This is a genomic window from Colwellia sp. BRX10-3 (assembly GCF_014077505.1).
Classification (GTDB): Bacteria; Pseudomonadota; Gammaproteobacteria; order Enterobacterales; family Alteromonadaceae; genus Cognaticolwellia.
In genome coordinates, this window is the sequence record NZ_JACGWA010000003.1 from 204,746 (window position 1) to 226,782 (window position 22,037).

15 protein-coding genes are annotated in these 22,037 nt (G+C 38.3%); 9 read left to right on the forward strand and 6 right to left on the reverse strand.

Annotated features, from left to right (window positions below; genetic code table 11):
* Window positions 1-58 precede the first annotated feature (58 nt).
* The 4 genes from glgB (at window position 59) to H4J38_RS07710 (ending at window position 8,731) form a co-directional block, all read left to right on the forward strand.
* The gene (gene glgB / locus H4J38_RS07695) at window positions 59-2,302 is read left to right on the forward strand and encodes a 1,4-alpha-glucan branching protein GlgB (RefSeq protein ID WP_182131082.1); all 2,244 of its coding nucleotides are present in this window, start codon (window positions 59-61) and stop codon (window positions 2,300-2,302) included.
* A 215-nt stretch (window positions 2,303-2,517) separates the two neighbouring features.
* Complete coding sequence (locus H4J38_RS07700; protein ID WP_182131084.1) at window positions 2,518-4,170, forward strand: alpha-D-glucose phosphate-specific phosphoglucomutase; 1,653 nt, start codon at window positions 2,518-2,520, stop codon at window positions 4,168-4,170.
* A 99-nt stretch (window positions 4,171-4,269) separates the two neighbouring features.
* The gene (locus tag H4J38_RS07705; RefSeq protein WP_182131086.1) at window positions 4,270-5,844 is read left to right on the forward strand and encodes a glycogen synthase; all 1,575 of its coding nucleotides are present in this window, start codon (window positions 4,270-4,272) and stop codon (window positions 5,842-5,844) included.
* 178 nt (window positions 5,845-6,022) lie between these two features.
* Window positions 6,023-8,731, forward strand: a complete 2,709-nt coding sequence (locus H4J38_RS07710) for a M14 family metallopeptidase (protein ID WP_182131088.1) — start codon at window positions 6,023-6,025, stop codon at window positions 8,729-8,731.
* A gap of 179 nt (window positions 8,732-8,910) precedes the next feature.
* Here H4J38_RS07710 and H4J38_RS07715 read toward each other — a convergent pair whose 3' ends face one another.
* Window positions 8,911-9,426 (reverse strand): YgjV family protein, encoded by a 516-nt coding sequence (locus H4J38_RS07715; protein WP_182131090.1) that lies wholly within the window; start codon window positions 9,424-9,426, stop codon window positions 8,911-8,913.
* Between the two features lie 59 nt (window positions 9,427-9,485).
* Entirely contained in the window at window positions 9,486-10,667 is a 1,182-nt protein-coding gene (locus H4J38_RS07720) for a multidrug effflux MFS transporter (RefSeq protein WP_182131091.1), read from the reverse strand.
* 279 nt (window positions 10,668-10,946) lie between these two features.
* Here H4J38_RS07720 and H4J38_RS07725 point away from each other — a divergent pair, with 279 nt between their 5' ends.
* Together H4J38_RS07725 and H4J38_RS07730 are read left to right on the forward strand one after the other, a co-directional pair.
* Window positions 10,947-11,519, forward strand: coding sequence for a tRNA-(ms[2]io[6]A)-hydroxylase (locus H4J38_RS07725; RefSeq protein ID WP_182131272.1), 573 nt, complete (start codon window positions 10,947-10,949; stop codon window positions 11,517-11,519).
* 101 nt (window positions 11,520-11,620) lie between these two features.
* Window positions 11,621-12,889: a hypothetical protein gene (locus H4J38_RS07730; RefSeq protein ID WP_182131093.1), complete on the forward strand. Its 1,269-nt coding sequence runs from the start codon at window positions 11,621-11,623 to the stop codon at window positions 12,887-12,889.
* A 68-nt stretch (window positions 12,890-12,957) separates the two neighbouring features.
* Here the strand turns inward: H4J38_RS07730 and H4J38_RS07735 are convergent, their stop codons facing one another.
* Entirely contained in the window at window positions 12,958-14,031 is a 1,074-nt protein-coding gene (locus tag H4J38_RS07735) for a succinylglutamate desuccinylase/aspartoacylase family protein (protein ID WP_182131095.1), read from the reverse strand.
* Between the two features lie 387 nt (window positions 14,032-14,418).
* On the opposite strand from H4J38_RS07735, the gene H4J38_RS07740 reads away from it, so the two are divergent.
* The 3 genes from H4J38_RS07740 (at window position 14,419) to H4J38_RS07750 (ending at window position 18,722) form a co-directional block, all read left to right on the forward strand.
* On the forward strand, window positions 14,419-15,348 hold the full coding sequence (locus tag H4J38_RS07740; protein WP_182131097.1) for a MoxR family ATPase: 930 nt from the start codon (window positions 14,419-14,421) through the stop codon (window positions 15,346-15,348).
* A gap of 100 nt (window positions 15,349-15,448) precedes the next feature.
* On the forward strand, window positions 15,449-16,537 hold the full coding sequence (locus tag H4J38_RS07745; RefSeq protein WP_182131099.1) for a DUF58 domain-containing protein: 1,089 nt from the start codon (window positions 15,449-15,451) through the stop codon (window positions 16,535-16,537).
* A gap of 7 nt (window positions 16,538-16,544) precedes the next feature.
* Entirely contained in the window at window positions 16,545-18,722 is a 2,178-nt protein-coding gene (locus H4J38_RS07750) for a DUF3488 and transglutaminase-like domain-containing protein (RefSeq protein WP_220465475.1), read from the forward strand.
* A gap of 16 nt (window positions 18,723-18,738) precedes the next feature.
* Here H4J38_RS07750 and H4J38_RS07755 read toward each other — a convergent pair whose 3' ends face one another.
* From H4J38_RS07755 to H4J38_RS07765, 3 genes are read right to left on the reverse strand one after another with little or no spacing between them, the layout of a single operon-like run.
* Window positions 18,739-20,436 carry a GldG family protein gene (locus H4J38_RS07755; protein ID WP_182131103.1) on the reverse strand — a complete coding sequence of 566 codons (1,698 nt, stop codon included), beginning with the start codon at window positions 20,434-20,436 and terminating at the stop codon, window positions 18,739-18,741.
* Window positions 20,437-21,147 (reverse strand): ABC transporter permease, encoded by a 711-nt coding sequence (locus tag H4J38_RS07760; RefSeq protein WP_182131105.1) that lies wholly within the window; start codon window positions 21,145-21,147, stop codon window positions 20,437-20,439.
* Window positions 21,147-21,935, reverse strand: coding sequence for an ABC transporter ATP-binding protein (locus H4J38_RS07765; protein WP_310733454.1), 789 nt, complete (start codon window positions 21,933-21,935; stop codon window positions 21,147-21,149). Before H4J38_RS07765 ends, H4J38_RS07760 begins: the two co-directional genes overlap by 1 nt.
* Window positions 21,936-22,037 lie beyond the last annotated feature (102 nt).

Genomic DNA, 22,037 nt, shown 5'->3' on the forward strand with positions numbered 1-22,037 from the left:
AAATAAATAAGCTATTAAAGTAATCGAATAAAAGTTAACGGTACACTAGGAATACGCAATGAAAAACCTAGCAAAAAGCTTGTTAGATAACGAAGAAGTCTCAGCAATAGTAAATGTAAAACATAGAGATATTTTTTCTGTATTAGGCATACACAACCACCCATCTCTCAGCGGCTTAATTGTTCGTGCCTTTTTACCTGAAGCCTTAAGTGTTGAGGTCATAGCTACTAAAACTAATGCTTTGGTAGCTGAGCTTAGCCAAGTAGATCAAGCTGGACTATTCGAAGGGAAATTAGGTCGAAAACGAAACGTTTTTGACTACCGTTTACGTGTTTTATATAAAAATGAAACTGTTATTGTTGATGACCCATATCGTTATCCTTCTTTATTAAAAAATGACGATCTATACCTTTTTTGTGAAGGTACTCATGAGCAAGCCTATCAGTGGATGGGGTCTCATGAAGTTGAAGTAGGTAATGTTCAAGGAACACATTTTGTTGTATGGGCACCAGATGCTTCTCGTGTTTCTGTCGTGGGTGATTTTAATTTTTGGGATGGTCGACATCACGTAATGCGCAAACATCCTGGCTCAGGCGTTTGGGAGATATTCCTACCTAATGTTGTAGCGAGTGCCAGTTATAAATATGAAATAGCTGATAAAAACGGTCAAATTCAGCCTTTAAAAGCTGACCCATATACTTTCTCTATGCAACTTGCCCCTGAAACAGCCTCTAAAGTTATTCAAAATAGTGAATATCAGTGGCAAGATAAGCAGTGGATGAATGAACGTGATACTGCATCAAATCATTACAATGGTGCTGTTTCTATTTACGAAGTGCATTTAGGCTCATGGAAAAGAAACGCAGAAGATAGTGCGGATAATTCACACTCACCAAGTTATTTAACTTACCGTGAATTAGCTGAGCAATTAGTACCCTATGTTGTAGAAATGGGTTTTACCCACCTGCAACTTATGCCAGTAAGTGAGTACCCATTTGACGGTTCATGGGGTTATCAACCTATTGGACTTTTTGCACCAACTGCCCGTTTTGGCAGTGCGGAAGATTTTAAATACTTTGTCGATTGTTGTCACCGTGCTGGAATTGGCTTGCTGCTTGATTGGGTACCAGGTCACTTTCCAACCGATGAACACGGTACCGGTAAGTTCGACGGTTCATGTTTGTATGAACATGAAGATTTACGTAAAGGTTTTCATCCAGACTGGAAAACCCTTATTTATAACTACGGTCGCTCAGAAGTACAAAGTTATTTGCTTAGTAATGCTATTTACTGGCTAGATCAATTCCACATAGATGGTTTACGCGTTGATGCCGTTGCTTCTATGTTGTACCTAGATTACAGCCGCGAAGCTGGTGAGTGGTTACCTAATGTTCATGGTGGTCGAGAAAACTTAGAAGCGATTGAGGTATTACAAAAGGTTAATGCGCGATCTTATGCAAAACACCCTGGTGTAATGATGATTGCTGAAGAATCAACCGCTTGGCCTGGTGTATCTAAACCTGTTGACGGTGGCGGTTTAGGCTTTGGTTTCAAATGGAACATGGGTTGGATGAATGACACGTTAAAGTTTATGGAACGTGATCCTATTTATCGTCAACATCATCACAACGAAATGACCTTCGGCTTGGTTTACTCCTTTAGTGAAAACTTTGTTTTACCTATAAGTCACGATGAAGTTGTGCATGGTAAAGGTTCATTACTGAATAAAATGCCTGGCGATGATTGGCAAAAGTTTGCTAATTTACGTGCTTATTACGGTTTTATGTGGACACATCCCGGTAAAAAATTATTGTTTATGGGCTGTGAATTTGCTCAACGTGCTGAATGGAATCACGATCAAAGCTTAGATTGGCATTTACTTGAACATGACAGTCATAAAGGCATGCAAACACTGATAAAAGATCTAAATCATACTTATCGAAATATTCCTGCATTACATGAATTAGATTGTGACGGAAATGGTTTTGAATGGTTAGATTCACAAAACAGTGCGCAATCGATATTGGTTTATTTAAGAAAAGGTCAAGCAGGTACTGCACCGGCTTTAGTTGTTGTAAACCTTACGCCAACAAGTTACGAAAACTTCTCTGTTGGTGTTCCGCATCATGGTTTTTATCGAGAATGTTTGAATACTGACAGCAGCATTTATGGCGGTAGTAATGTCGGCAATGGCGGCGGTGTTAATTCGGTAAATGAGGCTTACGCGGGTCAAGCGAATAAAGTTTCTTTATCGGTTCCACCATTAGCGACCATGATTTTTGAATGGCAACAAAACGATTAAAGTATTGCTGGGCAAGTGTATTGTAGGTCGGACTTTAGTCCGTTAATCGCTTAGCAGACAATTAATTCGATGGATTGAATAATATTTGCAGCGGGTTTTTTTTTAGTTTTATATTAATAAAGCTAGGCGTTAAATCAGGATTAAGCCTGATGGATTAAAGTGCAATCTACAAGATATTTAAGCGCATAAATATATTATTTTTTTAAGGGTAAGTTATGACCACTGAACATGTGAAAAAAGCTCAGCAAGTGAAGACTCAAGCATTTACGGATCAAAAGCCAGGTACTTCAGGCCTAAGAAAAAAAGTTAAGCAATTTCAACAAGCTGGTTATTTAGAAAACTTTGTTCAAGCGGTGTTTAATACCATAGCGCCTTGTACAGGTAAAAAGCTGGTTGTTGGTGGTGATGGTCGATTTTATAACCGCGAAGCGATACAAGTGATTATTCGCATGGCAGTTGCCAACGGTTTTTCTCATATTTTGGTGGGTCAGGGCGGTATTTTGTCTACACCGGCAGCCTCTTGTGTGATCAGAAAGAATCAAGCCTGTGGTGGTATTATTTTATCAGCTAGTCATAACCCCGGTGGTCCAGATGAAGATTTTGGTATTAAATTCAATGGTGAAAATGGCGGTCCAGCGCCAGAAAAATTAACCGATGCGATATTTCAACAAACCTTATCGATGGAGCAATACCTGAGTATTGATTCGGACGATATTGAACTAGATCAATTAGCCACAGTACAAATAGCACAATGCCAAATTGATATTATTGATCCCGTGAGTGATTATGCAGACTTAATGGAGTCGATGTTTGATTTTTCCGCCATGAAGAGCTTGCTTTCAAAAGGCGACTTTCGTTTATGTTTTGACGCTATGCATGCGGTTAATGGCCCTTATGCAAAAGAAATTCTTGAAAAACGCTTAGGTGCACCTGCGGGCTCAGTTATTAACGGTGTACCATTAACTGATTTTGGTGGTGGACATCCCGATCCTAACTTAGTGCATGCGCATGAGTTAGTTGATTTAGTTTATGGTGACGATGGTTTTGATTTTGGCGCAGCCTCTGATGGTGACGGCGATCGAAATATGGTGCTAGGTAAAGCCTTTTATATTAACCCTTGCGACAGTTTAGCGATATTAACAGCCAACGCTAATTTAATACCTGCTTATGCTAAAGGCATTACAGGTGTTGCGCGTTCAATGCCGACCAGTCGAGCGGTTGATCGCGTGGCCGAAGCGATGAATATACCCTGCTACGAAACACCAACGGGTTGGAAGTTTTTTGGTAATTTATTAGATGCTGGAAAAATAACCTTATGTGGTGAAGAAAGTTTTGGTACTGGCTCTGATCATATCAGAGAAAAAGATGGTTTATGGGCGGTATTGTTTTGGCTTAATTTAATTGCTGTAAAAAAACAGCCGGTCAGTGAAATTGTGAGAAACCACTGGGTGCAATATGGCCGTGATTATTTTACTCGCCATGATTATGAAGCCGTAGACAGTGCTAATGCGCATGAAATGATCAGCCAACTTAAAGCCAAAATTGCAGATTTACCTGGTCAGATATTTGCGGGTGCTAAAATAACATCAGCAGACGATTTTCAATATATCGACCCCGTTGATAATAGTAAAACTACGGCACAGGGCGTTCGCATTTATTTAGAAAATGGTGGACGCATTGTCTTTAGGCTTTCGGGTACCGGTACGCAAGGGGCAACGTTAAGAGTTTATTTAGACTGTTATCAACAAAACCCTGCTTTGTTAGAACAAGAAACACAGCAAGCCCTGAGTGAACTAATTAAAGTGGCAGAGTCAGTAGCAGGTATTAAAAAATTTACCGGCAGAACAAAGCCTGATGTGATCACATAAGCGTTATAATGCGATTTCAATAAGGGTGCTCAAGATTAAATTTTAAGATTTATTTTTAAGAAAAAAATTAAAAATATAAAAGTAAGTGAAAGGTATTAAATGAAAATATTAATGGCGGCTGCAGAAAATGATGCTCTACCTCGTGGAAAAGTTGGTGGCATTGGCGATGTGGTACGAGATATTCCGCTCGCTTTAGGCAAAATAGGTCAAGAAGTTGATGTGGTGATGCCGGGGTACGGAAGTTTCTCTAAGCTTGCCGGTGCCAAACACATTACATCGCTTGATGTGATGTTTGGTGGACAAGTACAAACTATTGATATTTTTAAAATTTCATTGGCAGACACATCAAACGCTTCATCAACAAAAGTTACTCAATGGGTAATTGAGCATCCGTTGTTTGCCATCGGCGGCGAAGGAAAAATTTACTGTGATGACCCAAGTAATCGACCTTTTGCTTCTGATGCCAGTAAATTTGCTTTATTCAGTGCCGCTGTTGCTAAAGCTATTGTTAGTGATGTTTTTGGTAAGGTTGATGTTATTCACTTACACGATTGGCACACGGCTATGGTGTCAGTTTTACGCGCTTACGATCCACAATATCAAGTATTAAAAGCTATAAAAACCGTATTCACTATTCACAATATAGCACTGCAAGGTATCAGACCTTTTGATGGTGATGAATCATCACTAAAGGCTTGGTTCCCTGACTTAGCTTTCGATGAAAATCAAATTAACGATCCCCGATATAATAATTGTTACAACCCAATGCGCTCTGGGATTAATTTGTCAGATAAAGTACATGCAGTTTCACCGACTTACGCAAAAGAAATATTGTTACCTAGCAATAAAGAGTATGGCTATTTCGGTGGTGAAGGTTTAGAAAATGATTTACGTCATGCGTCTGAAACTGGCAGATTACACGGCATATTGAATGGTTGTGAGTATCCTGATAGCGCTACTGATGCGCTTAATCTAAAAGCGTTAATCAAGCTTTCTGAAAAAGAAGTTATGAAGTGGGTAGCGGATAAGCCGTTAGTGGATAACGCGCACTTAATTGCGATAACTCGCTTAAAACAACTTTCCGCGAAAAAGCATAAAAAACAAGCTTTAATATTAACGTCAGTCGGGCGAATTACTGATCAAAAAGTACGACTTTTTCAACAAGTGATGTCTAATGGTGAAACGGCTTTAGAGCAGTTATTAAGATTACTATCTGATGATGGTGTGTTTATTCTATTAGGCAGTGGCGATAATGAGCTAGAAGCTTTTTTATCACAGGTTGCATCGAAGCATAGTAATTTTATTTTCTTAAAAGGTTACTCAGAAGCGTTATCGATAAGTATGTACAGCTCTGGCGATTTATTCTTAATGCCAAGTTCATTCGAGCCTTGTGGTATCAGCCAAATGTTGGCAATGCGAGCAGGGCAGCCATGTCTAGCGCACAGCGTTGGTGGCTTAAGTGACACTATAACTAATAATGAAAATGGTTTTACCTTTGATGGTGAAAATCCTCAACAGCAAGCTGAAAATATGCTCAGCTGTTTCCATTCAGTATTAGCACTTAAACAACATAGTCCAACAGAATGGGCAACTATTTCTGACAATGCTTTGAAGTCACGATATTTATGGAGTGACGTCGCTCATGATTATATTAAACATTTATACAGCAATTGATTATTAGATAAAGTAGGTGAGTCTGCACAACCAGTAATTGTTAATGCAGGGCGTTCAACTGATATTATATAAATTTCATCGATAAATTGAGTACTTAGACTATTTTTGTCGTAGTATTTTAGTGAAGTTATATCACTAAAGCCTGATGCTAATTCAGGACTCATGAACGAGAAATAATATGCTAAAAAAATGCGCCCATTTACTTTCTTCACTCCTTATCAGCTTTGTTTATTTTTTTTCATTAGCAGCCAATAGTACAGAAAAAATGTGGCCTGGCAGTGAGTATTCTCCTTCAATCCCCACTTTTAAAGATGTTTTAGGTTACGACGTTGGCGAAAGAATCACTAACTATGGTGATATGCTGCGTTACTTTGAAGCGTTAGAACGTTCGGCGCCAAAGCAAATTAAACTTTTTGAATACGGGCGCACATGGGAAGGCCGTAAGCTTATATATGCGGCCATTGGTAACCGTGATGTTATCGCAAACCTCGATGGTTTTGCTGATAAAATGCAAAAGCTGTCCGATCCACGAATCACCGATAAAAGCACGGCTAAAGCGTTAATTGCCCAACTGCCTTCTTCTGTATGGTTAGGTTATGGTGTGCATGGCAATGAAATTAGTAGTACCGATGCGGCAATGATGACGGCGTATCATTTACTCGCCGCACCGAATGAAGCAACCAACCGCAAAATCTTAAAAAACACGCTAGTTTTTATTGACCCTTTGCAAAACCCTGATGGACGTACACGATTTACCAGTCGATATTACGCTACTGTCGGCATGCAACACAGTGATGATAGATTAAGCGCAGAGCATAATGAGCCTTGGCCAAGTGGTCGTTCTAATCACTACCTGTTTGATATGAATAGAGATTGGTTAGCAATAACACAACCTGAAACTGCAGGTCGTATTCGTGCAATGAATCATTATCGTCCTTTAGTGGTTATTGATTTACATGAAATGGGGGGTGACAGCAGTTACTACTTTTCGCCTGCCGCACAACCTTTTAATCCGCATATGACCAAAAATCAAATTGATAATATGACTACGATTGGTAAAAACCATGGTAAACATTTTGACCGCTACGGGTTTGATTATTTTACTCGTGAAGTGTTTGATGCTTTTTATCCGGGTTATGGTGATAGCTGGCCAGTATTTTATGGTGCGTCTGCGTCAACCTATGAAGTTTCTTCTTCAAGAGGTGAGCTCTTTAAAAAGAGAACGGGTGAGACTTTAACTTATAAAAACACCGTACAACGACATTTTGTTGCGTCAATTTCTACCGCTGAAGGCGTAGCTGATAATCATAATAAGTTACTCAATGACTATTACAATTATCAAACTAGCGCGATTAAAGCGGGTAAAAACAGCAAAGAGCGGGTTTATATATTACCCAATAAGCGAAATATAGCGGGAAACCATCGCCTTGCAACACTAATGGCGCAACATGGTGTTGAAGTTAAACAAGCCAACAGTGACTTTAAACAATGTGGTAAAAGCTATCAAGCGGGTGCTTATTTTATCGATACCGCGCAGCCCAAAGGTCGCTTTGTTAGAACAACCTTTACCCAGCAAGTTGATATGTCATCGGCATTTGTTAAAGAGCAAGAACGCCGACGGGCAAGAAAATTAGATGATGAAATCTATGATGTCACCGGTTGGTCATTACCATTAATGTTCGATGTTGATATCGACTCTTGTTCAAAAGCGGTAAAAGTTGCTAACCACTTAATTGAAAGTAATGACAAACTCATTGGCAAGGTGATTAACCCAAATGCCACCGTTGCGTATTTAATACCTTGGGGGGATATGGCGGCAGGTCGATTTTTAACGGCAGCACTTCAGCAAAATATTACGCTTAAAAGTGCAGATAAAGCCTTTACCTTAGAGGACAATCAAAAGTTTACTGCGGGTACACTAATCATAGAAAAACGCAGTAATGACGATGACTTAGCAACTAAAATCATCGAAATAGCCAAAAATACAGGCGCACAAGTTCAAGGTGTAAATTCAAGTTGGGTGACTCAAGGCCCAAGTTTTGGCAGTAGCAACACAGTTACTATGTCAGCACCTAAAATCGCCATGGCGTGGGATAACCCAGTGAGCTCGCTCAGTGCTGGTAATACGCGCTTTGTTATTGAACGCCAGTTTAATTACCCTGTTACCGCAATACGTACTCAAACCCTTAAAAGTGCTGATTTATCAAATTACCAAGTGCTAATTTTACCTTCAGGTGACTATAAAGAAATCCTAGGGGTAAGTGGTGCTGATAATATTAAGCAATGGGTAAAACGTGGTGGGGTATTGATCACGCTAGGTCGTGCAACTCAATTTGCCGCCGAGCATGATATTGCTTTGTTAGATGTTAAAAGAGAACGTGCATTTCAAGCGCAAGAAGACGATAAATCAAAAGCCACCAAAGCCGTTAAAGAAGTTGAAGGTGAATCTATGGTTGATGGGCAGCTATTTTCAACTAAAGATGAGCTAGTTTCAGCCAGTGAAAATACCAAAGAGAAACCCGACTTTGTTGCCGGTGTATTGGCAAATATTGAAGTAGATCAAGAACATTGGTTGACCGCTGGCGTGCATAAAAGCTTAACGGCTATTGCCTATGGTAGTGATATTTACACGCCAATAAAGCTAGCGTCTGGTAAAAATTTAGCTTGGTTTACTGATGCAGAAAATGTTTTAGCAAGTGGTTACTTATGGGCAGAAAATAAAAAGCAACTGGCTTATAAGCCTTACCTTATTCATCAACCCATGGGCCGCGGTATGGTGATCGCTTTTACCCAAGAGCCAACTACTCGAGCTTATTTAGATGGTTTAAATGTTATGTTGATGAATACTATTTTCAGAGCTGCAGCGCATGCTAGGCCGTTAAAGTAGTCTGCAATTAACGGGTAAGTATTTTCAGCTAGTAGCTAAATGAAAGTTTATAAAAGCGACGAATGTCGCTTTTTTTAAGTAAATAATTTATATAAATTTTGGCATAGCTAGCTCACCAAATTGATCATGTTTTACAATTATCAAATTTAAGCCTTTAGCAATGGTTTGCTCAGCCAATGTTATAAAGGAAAAGGCTGTTCCGGCTTCTTCGCAATATAATAACGATAATAACCAATACAGCTACTGCCAACGAAAACAGTTTCTACGACAACTCCAATTGGTGAACCTAAAATAAGGTTGTGAATAAACCACAGTGATCCGCCCGAAATCATCATTAAGCGTAAAAACTTATCATTATGGCTAAATGAACCTGTGGTGATCAAAATGGTTGCCATAAAGCCAATAATACTCAGTAGGCCGTTATAGGTGGATACGGTGATCAGTAAACTTAGACTGAGCGATGCTATCGAAATCCATTGAAACTTCCACTTAATGGATATTAAAAAACGAATGCTAGAAAATAAAAATATATAGCCAGCTGTTGGTTGGTCAAGCAACAGATAATGAAAACCATTAAACAAGCAGCTCACTGATAACGCTGCTAAAATATAGTTTTTGTTTTTAAATTGCATGGCGCAGCACTCAATAATAAGTGTCACGGTAACGAGCAACTGTGAAAGGATAAAATCAGGCATAATTTTCAACAGTAAAAGTAATGTTTAACCAATCAATTTAAATCGATTGGTTAAAGCGTTTAATAGTTATCTAGCAAAATATGTTTTTTTACTTGCGGTAATTTCCATATCGCATATACGGGAATTATGCTCAGCATCAATAAAGTTAATTGCTCAGCTTCATTTAGGGGTAATAATTGTAATAAGTAAACAATAACCGCTGAACCGCTCATTTGCATAAAGCCTAAAAGAGCTGAAGCTGAACCTGCTTTTTCACCAAAAGGTGCGAGTGCTTGTCCAGCACATGCGCCCATAAGGAACGAAAAACCGAGTGAACTGATCATTATCGGTATCATAAACGCGCTAGGTGTTTGCCAAGGCAATAAAGCTAACATTAACAAACCGGCGATAATGAGTAAAACCATGCCAAAGCCTATTGTTATTCTGGCACCAAACTTGATTAAAACTCTAGGAGCCAGAAAACAAGCAACAATGTTAATCGTGGCATTTAAACTAAACCAATAGACAAAGCTTTCTTGATTTAAACCTAAGCGTACCATTAACCAAGCTGGCGAACTGCTGACATAAGCAATAATAATTGCCATAGATAACATTACAAGTAAGGCATTAAACATAAATACTGGATGTTTCAATACCGGCATAAAATGCGCTATAGAAATCAGGTTTTTATGTTTTTGTGTATGTGCTGGCCTGGTTTCTTTAAGAGTGAAAAACAAAATTAAACCGGCAAAAACAGCGTAGCCTGCCATAAATTCAAAGTTACTACGCCAACCAAAATGCTCTGTTAGTACATTACCTAACAAGGGGGCTAGGGCAGGAATACAGCATATGGCGCTATTTAAATAAGAGTACATCACGCCACTTTCAATCGCGTTATATTTATCACGTACACTGGCAAACGCTGAAACGACTATCGCACATGCACCAAAACCTTGCATTAAACGACTGACAAGAAAAAACGCTAAGCTGTCCGAATAAGCTGAGATGATAGAAGCCAAGCCATAGATAACTATGCCGCCTATAGCGATAGGTCGACGACCATAACGATCAGCAAGTGGCCCACTTATAAGCTGGCCAAAACCCAAACTTAAAATAAATATTGTTATGCTCCACTGAATTTCATTCATAGGAACGACGAATTCTGCTGCCATAACCGGCAAAGCGGGTAAAAAAATGTCTATGGCTAATGGGCTAAAAATAACCATTAAAATCAGTAGGGGTAAAAGTTGTTTATTTGTCATTTAAGTCTCAATTATGATGACTGCGCAGTATAAGATATTGGCGTGATGAGCAGAAGAGAATTATTGTGAATTTAATCACTTAAGTTAACGCTTTAATTATTCAAAATGTGTCTTAAATACAATTTACTTTTATTTAGACCAGCTACGCAGCAGAGATGGCAAAGCCGATAATATTGCTCTGATTTAAGTATTTTATTGTCGCTTTTTCTTGTCGCTTATTTTTAGGCGTGTAAAATGACGCCATTATTTATTTCTTTTATCATTAGTAAAATTTTATCTATGTTCGAATTAAAATATCAAACCCCTAAAGCGTGGGCCGAAGTCGTGCTTAGCGACTTCGATGCATTTTTAACTGATCACGCCGCAGCAGAGAAAAAAGCTTCAGGTATGGCGATGTCAATGATTTCTCATTATCCTGATAGAAAGTCAGTGGTAAAAGCCATGGCAGATTTAGCCATTGAAGAACTTATCCACTTTAAACAGGTACTAAAGTTAATTTATGCCCGCGGTGGACAATTAGGCGCTGATGAAAAAGACCCTTACATCAATCAAATTAGGAAAGTATTTCGCAATGGCAGCGATGTTTTTTTTATGGACCGATTAATCGTAGCAGGCGTTATTGAAGCTCGCGGCCATGAACGATTTTCTCTAATTGCACAAGCGTTGCCAGAAGGTAAAGATAAAGACTTTTATCAAGCTATTGCTAAATCAGAAGAAAAGCATAAAAATTTATTTATTGAATTAGCTTATGAGTATTTTGACAAGGCAGATGTTGATCAACGTTTAGCTGAAGTTTTAGACATAGAAGCTGATATTTGTGCGGCGCTGCCATTTCGTGCTGCTTTACATTAATTAATCTTAAGCGTTTGTGATAGCCAGTTGTTAGGTACAAGTTTGTAAAACAGGTTTTTATATAACAGGCTTTTAGTTATCCAATCTAAGTACTAAGTATTATGATTAACGACAGCACTAGGCTACAACAGCATAAAACATCGGTTAAATACCTAGCCCATTATGCTGAGCCAGAAGTATTATCGCTGGCGACGTTCTCAGAACATCACCGCTATCAACATGTATTAGTAATCCCAGCGTTTCAAGAGACAGTGCAATTTATTGAGCGTTTTATTGACTCAACACTTGCTGAGCAACAATGCTTAGTTATTGTGGTCATTAATCAACCTGATAATGACTTTGGTCGTCAGCACCAACAGGATCAAATTGATTTAGCACAGAATATTGCTAAGCAGGGGGCGAAGATTTGGCAGCAAGATAACTTAAGCTTAATCGATATAAACCATGCTAGTCGGAATGAAAATGCTAATTCGGCCATCTTGATGGTTAATCGTTACAATCAACCTATTCCATCGGAGCAAGGAGTGGGCTTAGCAAGAAAAATTGGTGCAGACTTAGCCGTTAAACTATTTATTACCGGTAATGTTTTATCTGCTTGGGTGCATTCAACCGATGCTGACGCGTACCTTCCTGATAATTATTTTAGCGCTCATGCTAGTGATAGTTTAAAGCTTAAAAATGCCGTAGCAACGTGTTGTAATTTTTATCATCACAGTAACCAACAGGCAATTCACCAGGCAAATTTACGCTATGAAAATGCCTTACGTTATTACGTTGCCGGTTTAAAATACGCGCAATCACCTTATGCATATTTTACCATCGGCAGTATTTTATCTTTCGATATGCTGGCCTATTGTCAGGCACGAGGTTTTCCTAAACGCAGCGCAGGAGAAGATTTTTATCTCTTAAATAAACTCGCAAAACTGGGTGAAGTGACATATTTAGGCGATGTAACGATTAAGCTTGATGCAAGACCTTCACAACGCGTGCCTTTTGGCACTGGGCCAGCCGTGCAAAATATTATGCAATTGACGGAGCAAGGCCAGGATTATCTTTATTATCATCCAGAGATTTTTACCGCATTAAAAGTCTGTTTACAAGCCTTTGAAAGCCTATGGCAATATCGACAACAACCTGAACTTTGGTTTATAACTCTACCTGAAAACATTCAACAGGCATTAACAGATATCGGTTTACGCGCTTTTATTGCCAAACAACAGTCAGCGAAGCAAGCACAATTTGATAAGCAATTAATCGTATGGTTTGACAGCTTTAAAACCTTGAAGTTTATTCACGCGCTACGCGATTTTGGTTTAGTTAATATCGCACTTGAACAAGCGATAGCTGATGCACCATTTGCTATTAGCTAAGTGCATCAATAGCTAAATTGAGATAGATAGTTATTAAAATTTAATAATATAATCATTGATGATAATTATTACAGAAAGTTATTAACATTATTAACCACATAGAACAGACAATCAGAGCGAGAAATATCACTTTTATTTGACGCCATAAACATTTTAAAATTGGTCGCACAGACCAATTTGTTATCATCTATTTTAAAATATTTTTCAATAACGTTAACCCCTTGGTCGTTGAACATTTCAAGATTTTCTAAGCCATTATCATCGATCCAGCCTAATAGTAGTCCGTCACAGCATCCACCGAAGTTAAATTGTTCAATATTTTTTCTTAAGGTTACGCCACTGTAGCCTTCATCATGTTCGCTAAATGAAAGTTTTCGTTCGGCTTTAATCACCACACGCAAAGGTTTGTAAAATATTTTTACGGCTTTATTTTGTGGTAGAGCATAATGGCCATCGTATTGAGTAAATTTTTGAATGCCTTTGTAAGCAACCTCGTGTGCTTGGTCATCATGGCTACCACCGCACTCAATGGTGACAACAGGGCAACAAAAATTCAGCTCCATCATAGCGCCAATGCGAATATTAGATAAGATCAAGGTATCACAAAAATAAGAAGTCAGTGACAACACGTTGGGGTTAATCAAGGTACTGACGGCAAAAGCAGGCCCGTTACCTGAAGTATTATGTAAGTCGATGATGGCCTTAGGGTTAACTTCACTAATCGCATTGACTATTAATTTCGCCCGTTCGATATAACCAGCAATATTTTTATTTTTACTATCGCTATTTCTGATGATTTTCTCATTAAAGCAACGATTTAAGTCAACACCTTTAGGTAGGTATCGGTGATGAAATAAATGTTGATAAGTAGCCGCTTCAACGGAGGAAATAATGATACGAATATTGGTTTTAGGTCGAGGTAATGTATTATCCGTGGTAAGCCATCGGTGTATGGCAATAAGTCCTGAAGGTTCATCTCCGTGCAATAATGTCGAAATAACTCGCCATTCACTATTATTTTCACCACTGATATCTATAACGGTAAGACCAATGAGCGATAGTAAAAACTGCTGATAGTCGGCATGTAACGTTCGATTTGATGGGTCTATTAAATAGTTTATTTCGCTAAAATATATATCCATAACTTCCCCCCTATATACAATTTGTTCTCATGGGTATTTGTTGAATCAGTTACGGCATATGAGCAAGCAAAACTCGAAAGTGCGCGGGCAACTGGGCTAAAGTAATGATTAATCGATAGCAAATACATGTTTATTTAGCGTCTCGATTTACCCATTTAGCTAGCATGCCACAAACTTTTAATGTCGGTCGTTGACTGAGGTCAAACAATAAGCTGTTTTTTTTAGTCAATTTCATGCTATTTGTCGTTTATTTGATTTCAACTATATTTTTCATGCTGTTACTGCGTCATATTGTGTGATGATAATGTCCTTGTTATTTATTTATTTTTCTTGGTATTCACTAAATAATTAATTATGCTGATGTTTCAATTATGAGGAACAACAAGTATGCAAACTGTGGTTGCCAAAATTTTGGCTCAAATAGAATCCGTTGTCATTGGCAAGCCTCATCAAGTGAAGTTAGCCTTGGCGTGTTTGTTAGCTAAAGGGCATATTTTAATTGAAGATTTACCAGGCATGGGTAAAACTACCCTAGCTAATACTTTAGCCTTAACGTTAGGCTTGTCGTATCAACGTATTCAATTTACCTCAGATTTAATGCCTGCCGATGTTATCGGTATTGCTATTTTTGATGAAACGACCAAATCATTTCAACTCCATCCGGGGGCTATTTTTAATCAAGTGGTTTTAGCTGATGAAGTAAACCGCGCTAGCCCTAAAACCCAAAGTGCTTTGCTAGAAGCGATGGAAGAAGGGCGAGTGAGTGTCGATGGTGTTACTCATCAATTACCTGAGCCATTTTTTGTTATTGCTACGCAAAACCCGATGTCACATGCGGGAACTTATCCGTTACCTGAATCACAATTAGACCGCTTCATGATGCGACTTTCACTTGGGTTTCCTAGCATAGATGCTGAGCGTGAAATTTTACAATCAACAGCGTCACATCGTGATGTCATTGAAATTAAGCCTTTTTTACAGGTTGAGCAATTACGAGAAATACAGCAGCATATCTCTAGCGTTCGCGTTTCACCGGCGATTGTTGATTATGTTATCGCGCTATGTAGAGTCAGTCGACAAAGTGAGTCACAAGCTAAAGCATTATCGCCACGTGCAGGAAAATCATTATTAGCGGCTGCTAAGTCTTGGGCTTTTATGGAAAATCGTGATTATGTTATACCCGAAGATATTCAAGCGGTGTTTTCTCCTGTTTGTGAACATAGATTAGCACCACAACAACATCATATTTTTGATCAGACAGATGAAATATCTCAGCAAATATTGTCACAAGTTGACCCGACCAATCCGCTAGTTTAGTTGTTACTTAAGACATAAACTTGCGATATATCACATTGTAAATTTAGCAGGCCTATCGAATCACTGCTATCAATCAAAGCTATTGAGTAAGGGCAGTTAATTGTTAAGTAAGCGAAAAAACACCATGTTTTCATCGGTAACTGCAGGACTAAAAGGCGCATTAAATAAGCGCTTTAATACTTGGTTAGCACGTCGCATTCCACAACACAGCCAACAAGTTATTAATCATCGCAATATTTTTATTATTCCAACGCGATTTGGCGCTGGTTTGATGATATTTATGTTGTTGCTTTTTTTACTGGGCACCAATTACCAAAATAATGTCATTATCTTAATCAGTTATTTACTGGTCAGTTTTTTTATTGTGGTTTTACACCACAGCTTTTTTAATCTTTCTGGCTTAAAGTTTCAGGCAACCAGTTCATTGCAAGGTTTTGTTGATGCGCAGCTTTATTTTCCGCTCGTTGTTACTAGTAATAAAGCGCGCTTTAATATTAGTTTTTCTTTTGCTCAAGCGCCCGCAAAGCTTGATCAAAAAATTGATAACAGCTTAAGCGACAATAAGCAGATTGAAAGCCAAACCTTCACAAGCCAGTTTGACCAAGTAAAACTTATTGAATTAACTGCAGGTGAAAATAATATTCGCATACCGTATCGAGTGTGCAAACGCGGCGAATACCCGTTAGGTAGGGTATTAATTATCAGCGAGTTTGGTTTTGGCTTATTTAGAACCTGGACACGATTAGATTTTGCTCAGCAAGTAACGGCTTACCCTAAACCTATCGCCAACCTTTGGACTGATAAGCAACAAAGTGTTGCAGGCGAAGAGGCAGAAAATAATGTTGAAAGTTATCAAGACAGCTATCAACCGGGCCAAGATGAATTTCATCAATTACAACATTATCAGCTGGGCGAACCTCTCAGTCGTGTCGCATGGAAGCATGTAGCTCGTGGGCAAGGCTGGTTAACAAAACAATATCAACAAGCCTTATCAGGCAAGCTAGAATTAGACTTTGAACACTTGCCCTCAGGCACACTTGAACAGCGTTTAAGTTGGCTTAGTTATGCCATTAAAGATTGCAGTGATAAACAGATAGCCTTTTCACTGAAACTGCCTAATCAAATGGTTGAATATGACCATAGTTCACAACATACCTTAAAATGCTTAAGTGCATTGGCACGTTATTGAGCGCATGATGACAAAAAAATCTAAACAAAGCATTGAAGAAAACGTTTTGCCAAGAAAAAGCAAAAAGCCTAGCAAAAATAATAAGCTAAAGCTTAATGGCAAAATGTATTTTAGTTTATTAGCTTTTCAACTGCTTAACCTTTTAACCTTAGTTCTGCAGTTTAATTTGTTGTATTTATTATTTGCCATTTTTGCTTTGGCGCTACAATTTTTTGTGCATTTCAAACTCGTGCGTAAAAGCTCTTTAGCATCTCCTACTAGCCAATCTATAAGTTTCTATGCAGCACCTAAAATATTACCTTCATGGCTGATATTTTTATTAGCTATTTCAGGTAGCGTAGGAATTGCGTTCGCAGGGCAAGAGTTAGGACTTTTACTGAGCATGATCCATTTATTATGCTTTGCTTATAGCTTAAAAATGTTTGAAATACCCAGTCGTAAAGATTTATATCAATTAGTGGTATTAGGCATTTTTGTTGCTACTTCGTCATTGATTTTTATTCAATCTATTTACTTTTCATTAGCAGTTATTGTTTTAGTTTTAGGCAACTTTTTAATTTTAATTAATTTATTTGCACCAACAATGGCGATGTCTGCACAAGCTAAGTTATTAGCAAAACTCAGCTTATATTCAGTACCGTTAGCGGTGATTTTATTTGTTGGTTTTCCCAAGTTAAGTCCATTTTGGCAGGTGCCCAATGTTGAATCGGCCAAGGTTGGACTTTCTGATAACGTAAAAATTGGCGATATAGCGCAGTTAGCTTTGTCAGATGAATTAGCGTTTCGAGTGAGTTTTCAAAACAGTAACCCCGAACATGCACAGCTATACTGGCGCGCAATGGTATTAGATGATTTTGATGGTGTTACTTGGCGACAAGGTTTGCGAGAAAAAGGCCAACGAAATAATCAGCGCTATGGCTCAGCAACCTTAGAGCATGCGAATAGCTCAGCAAGTGTTCAGATAACTGGTGAAGGCTTAAGTTATCAAGTTATTGCGGAACCCAGTTTTCAATCTTGGTTGTTTGCGCTTGATTTTGCTACCAGTGAACAAGGAGATATTGGTCAACGTAATGATTTTTCTTTGTTTTATCGCGGTATTATTAGCCAAACATTGAGTTATCAAGTTACCAGTTATCCCAAAGCCAAACTTGCGCCGATATTAGCTGATGAAACACGTGCTTTGAATTTGCTTTTAAGCACCGAAAATAACCCCAGATTGTTGGCTAAAGGTCGACAATTACGCAGGCAGTATAGCGATAATAGCCAATTAATTAATCGCGTGTTAGCTGAGTTTAACCAAGAAAACTATTTCTATACTTTACAGCCACCGCGCTTGAACAATAATAGTTTAGATCAGTTTTACTTTGACACTCGGGCGGGGTTTTGTGAACATTATGCTAGCACATTTACTTATTTAATGCGTGCTGCAGGCATTCCTGCTCGTATGGTGGTGGGGTATTTAGGCGGCGAGTTTAATCCTAGCGGTAATTATTTAAGTGTTTATCAGCGCAATGCCCATGCGTGGTCAGAAGTATGGTTACCAGATAGTGGTTGGCAGCGAGTAGACCCTACAGCAGCCGTAGATCCTGAGCGTGTAGAAAGTGGTTTTTCGAGCAATTTAATGCAGGAATATGACAATTTATCTTCCGGGCTTTTTTCGATGCAACCGTTACGTGCAATGTGGTGGTATAAGCAACTTAAAATGCAAATTGACGCCATTGACTATCAATGGACTCGCTGGGTTATTGGTTACACAGGCCAAAAACAATCACGAGTTATGGCAGAGCTTTTAGCAAGTTTAAAGCAGGGCAAAAACATTGTTTATTTTTTACTGATATTAATCACTATAGCCTTGCTGGTTTATGTGTATAAATCAGTTAAGGTGAGAGTGAAACCTGATGATAAAATAAAAGCACTTTATTTAAAAACGCTAGCATTAATGGCAAAGCATAAGTTGGTAAAGGCAAGGTCGATGACCGCAGAGCAATTTGCTGACATTGTTGCAGCCACTCGTCCTGAGTTGTCAGCGCACTTTACGACAATATCAAAGTGCTTTGCACATTTAGCTTATCAAAACTTTGATGATATAAGCCAACAAGAACGTCATATTCAGTTAATTAAATTGCAAAGCAGTTATCGGCATTTACGTTGGCAATTATGGTTAGCCAAGTTTGGTATTAGGTAACAGTTGCAGCTTTAAATTAACGCTGTTTAGACTTTAACCAAACCACAATCCCGACAATAAAAAAGATAAATATGGTGAAGAATAATATCACTACAACCTGACGTTTTTGTTTGCTGGTTAAGTCTAAACGTTCAATTTTTATCGCTTTTGCACTGACAAAAGCCTTATAGTCTAATTCCGCTAACCAGTTAACAATATTAAGCCCCATTTGGGCATTACTGTATTGATTAATATAAACATTGGTTAAGAAGTCTGCGTCAGTAAAAACAATGATTCGAGTGTCTGAACGAGCCGTTTTCATTTTGTAGGGGGGGCTATTTGGCGCAGTATTTTCAGCTTTGTGTTCTTCAAGCACGACATAAGAAATTGGTACTGGGCCAGGGGTATCTATGCCTTGATCATATTGAATGGCTAAATTTCTATTGGTTTCTGCCCAACTTTTTTCTTTTGATGCCGTAGACGCAATCACCGCTAATTTAATGCTTGGGCGACGTTCAGCTAACCTCTCAATGGAGCGTGGCCTAACGTAAAAGGTATAATCTAAACCTTCGGTAATGGCTTTATGCTTTTGGTAGTTTTTGGTGGCGGGGCTGCCAACATCGTCGCCAACATGGTTAGTTAAATCAACCACAATATCTGACTTAACGTTAAGTCCCCACTGATTAATAATGCTATTTAATGATGGGTTTTCTTGCAACTGCTCTGCTGTTAAGGGCTTATCAGGTGTTGTAACTGTAGTATGTTCAATCAGAAATAGCGCATCGCCACCCGCGGTTAAATAATCAACAATTAACTTATCTTCCTGTGCGGTAAGTTCAGTGCGCGCACCAGCAATAATAAGCACATCGCAATCAACAGGGATAGACTGGGTAATACCTAACATTAATGTTTTGCTTTGTACGTTGTTATCGGCCAATAATTGTTTAAAAGTTGATAAGCCAACATTGTCAGTATTTGTTAGTGAATATTCGCCATGGCCCACGAGAAAGTAAACTTGCCTTGGTGGGCGACTAGCACGGGCAATGGTATTAGTGAGTTTTTCTTCCGTTAGTGCGTCATCGCTAAAATCAACGTCTTTACGGCCATTGCTCGATTGCACTATAACTTTGCGCTCACGGCCACTCACCACATTGCCAAATTTAGCAGCAAATGAAATGTTTTCTATTGGGTCAATTATTTGCGTGCTAATAAGTCCAGCAGATAGCCGTTCATATTCATTAAATAAATCTTGTAAATATTTTGGTGGTAAGCCGACATAAAGTGCGGTTAATTCTACTTCTTCTTTAAGGGTACTAATAAAGTCGACAGTGTTTTTTGTTAAAGTATGTTGTTTATTTTCCGTAACATCCCATCGTGTAGTTATGCTATTAGCCGCATAGTGGCTAATTGCAATAAAGGCTACACTCGCCATAATCATGATCAAAATGATTAAGATTTTTTTCCATTGTTTACCGATAAAACGTCCGCTGCTAGCAACTTGATTAGTTTTTTCCGTCAAAGCTTTATGATTAATTTTGTTGTTCAATATCAGTAAGACTAAAAGAGTAATGCCACCGCTAAGTGTTAAACCGCTGGCTAGGCTTAAGGAAAGTAAAGAAAACGCTGCGTCGATATAAAATAATGACAAGCCTAATATAAAGCTAAACAGTGCTACGCCAACCAACGTTGGTAATAACTTTGTAATGTGTAAACGTTTATTGTTTTTAATGCTCATTTATTGCCACAACCTATGGTTGATGCTTAAACAGGTTAATACCAAACAAAGTACAATGCCGGCTAAATAATAGATAACGTCGCTGGCTGTGATAACACCAATAGCGAAATTTTCAAGATGTGTGCGTGTGCTTAATTGAGTGAAAAAACTTTCAGCAAAACCTGTGAAATATTTGGTAAAGCTTATTGAAAAGTAAAGTGAAAATAGGATCAGGTAAGAAGTCATGGCGGCAATTATTTGATTGCGTGTCCATGATGAGGTTAGTAAACCTATAGCGATAAAAAAGGCACCTTCTAACCAAATACCGACATAACCCGATAAAATACTGTAAGGATCAGGCTCTCCGTAATAATCAACAATAAAATAATAAACACTGGTTACGCCAATTAATAGCGAGTAAAAAATCAGCATGCTGAAATACTTACCTAAAACTATCATGCTCGGAGTTAAAGGCGCGGTAAGTAAAAATTCCATGGTGCCATTAGCCTTTTCTTCAGCAAATAACTTCATGGTTAATAAAGGGATAATGAAGATGAACATAAACTCCATGACTTGGAATATATCGCGTAACGACACTTCTCTATTTTGCTCTATAAGCATGAAAAAAAGGATATTAAACAAAGACAAACAAGCAATGAGAATGATGTAAGCGACAGGGCTACTAAAATAGCTATGTAGCTCTTTTTTGGTTAGTGCGATAATTTTATTCATCAGTAATGACTTACACTTTGCGTTAATGTTGACGAGGGTACGGACGTTGGTGCTTGATGATGGTTAATAAATATTTGCTCTAATGTTATGGGGAGCGCTTGGCTATCTTGTTGCTCTTTACCTTTGAGTAAGGTATCTAAAGGTTCATCTATAATAAGCTGACCAGATTTAATCATTAATATGCGTTGTGCTATTTTTTCAATTTCAGGCAAAGTATGTGTACTGAGCAATACCGTTCTCTGTTCTCGTTGATTGTTAATTAACGCTAAAACTTGCTGAACTTGTATGGGATCTAGGCCACTGGTTGGCTCATCTAAAATAAGTAATTTAGGCTCGTGAATAATAGCCTGAGCTATACCGACTCTTTGCTTGTAACCTTTAGATAATGTTGAAATAATTTTGTCTTTAACGTGCGCTAATTGGCATTCTTCTAAGGTTTTTGCTATTTGAACCTTTTGATTTTTAGATGACACGCCTTTTATTTCAGCGGCAAACTTTACATACTGCAATACCGTCATGTTGTTATACAAAGGCGGCGTTTCTGGTAGGTAACCAATTTTCTGTCTAATGGTTAACGAGTGCTGAGTAATATCATCGCCATCAATGAAAACTCTGCCAGAAGATGGCGCTAGAAAAGCTGTTATAATACGCATTAAGGTCGTTTTACCTGCGCCATTTTTTCCTAAAAAACCAACAATATCTCCTTGGTTAATTTCAAAGCTGACATTGTCTACAGCTTGCAATTCACCAAAGTTTTTACTGATATGCTCAACCGTTAGAATACTCACTTAATAGCCTTTTAGTTTCTTCGTCATTTATTTCTTAAAATTCGTTATTTTAAAATATCGAGCAAGTTGAAAATTAGTCTAACCATTGATAAAGCGACATTA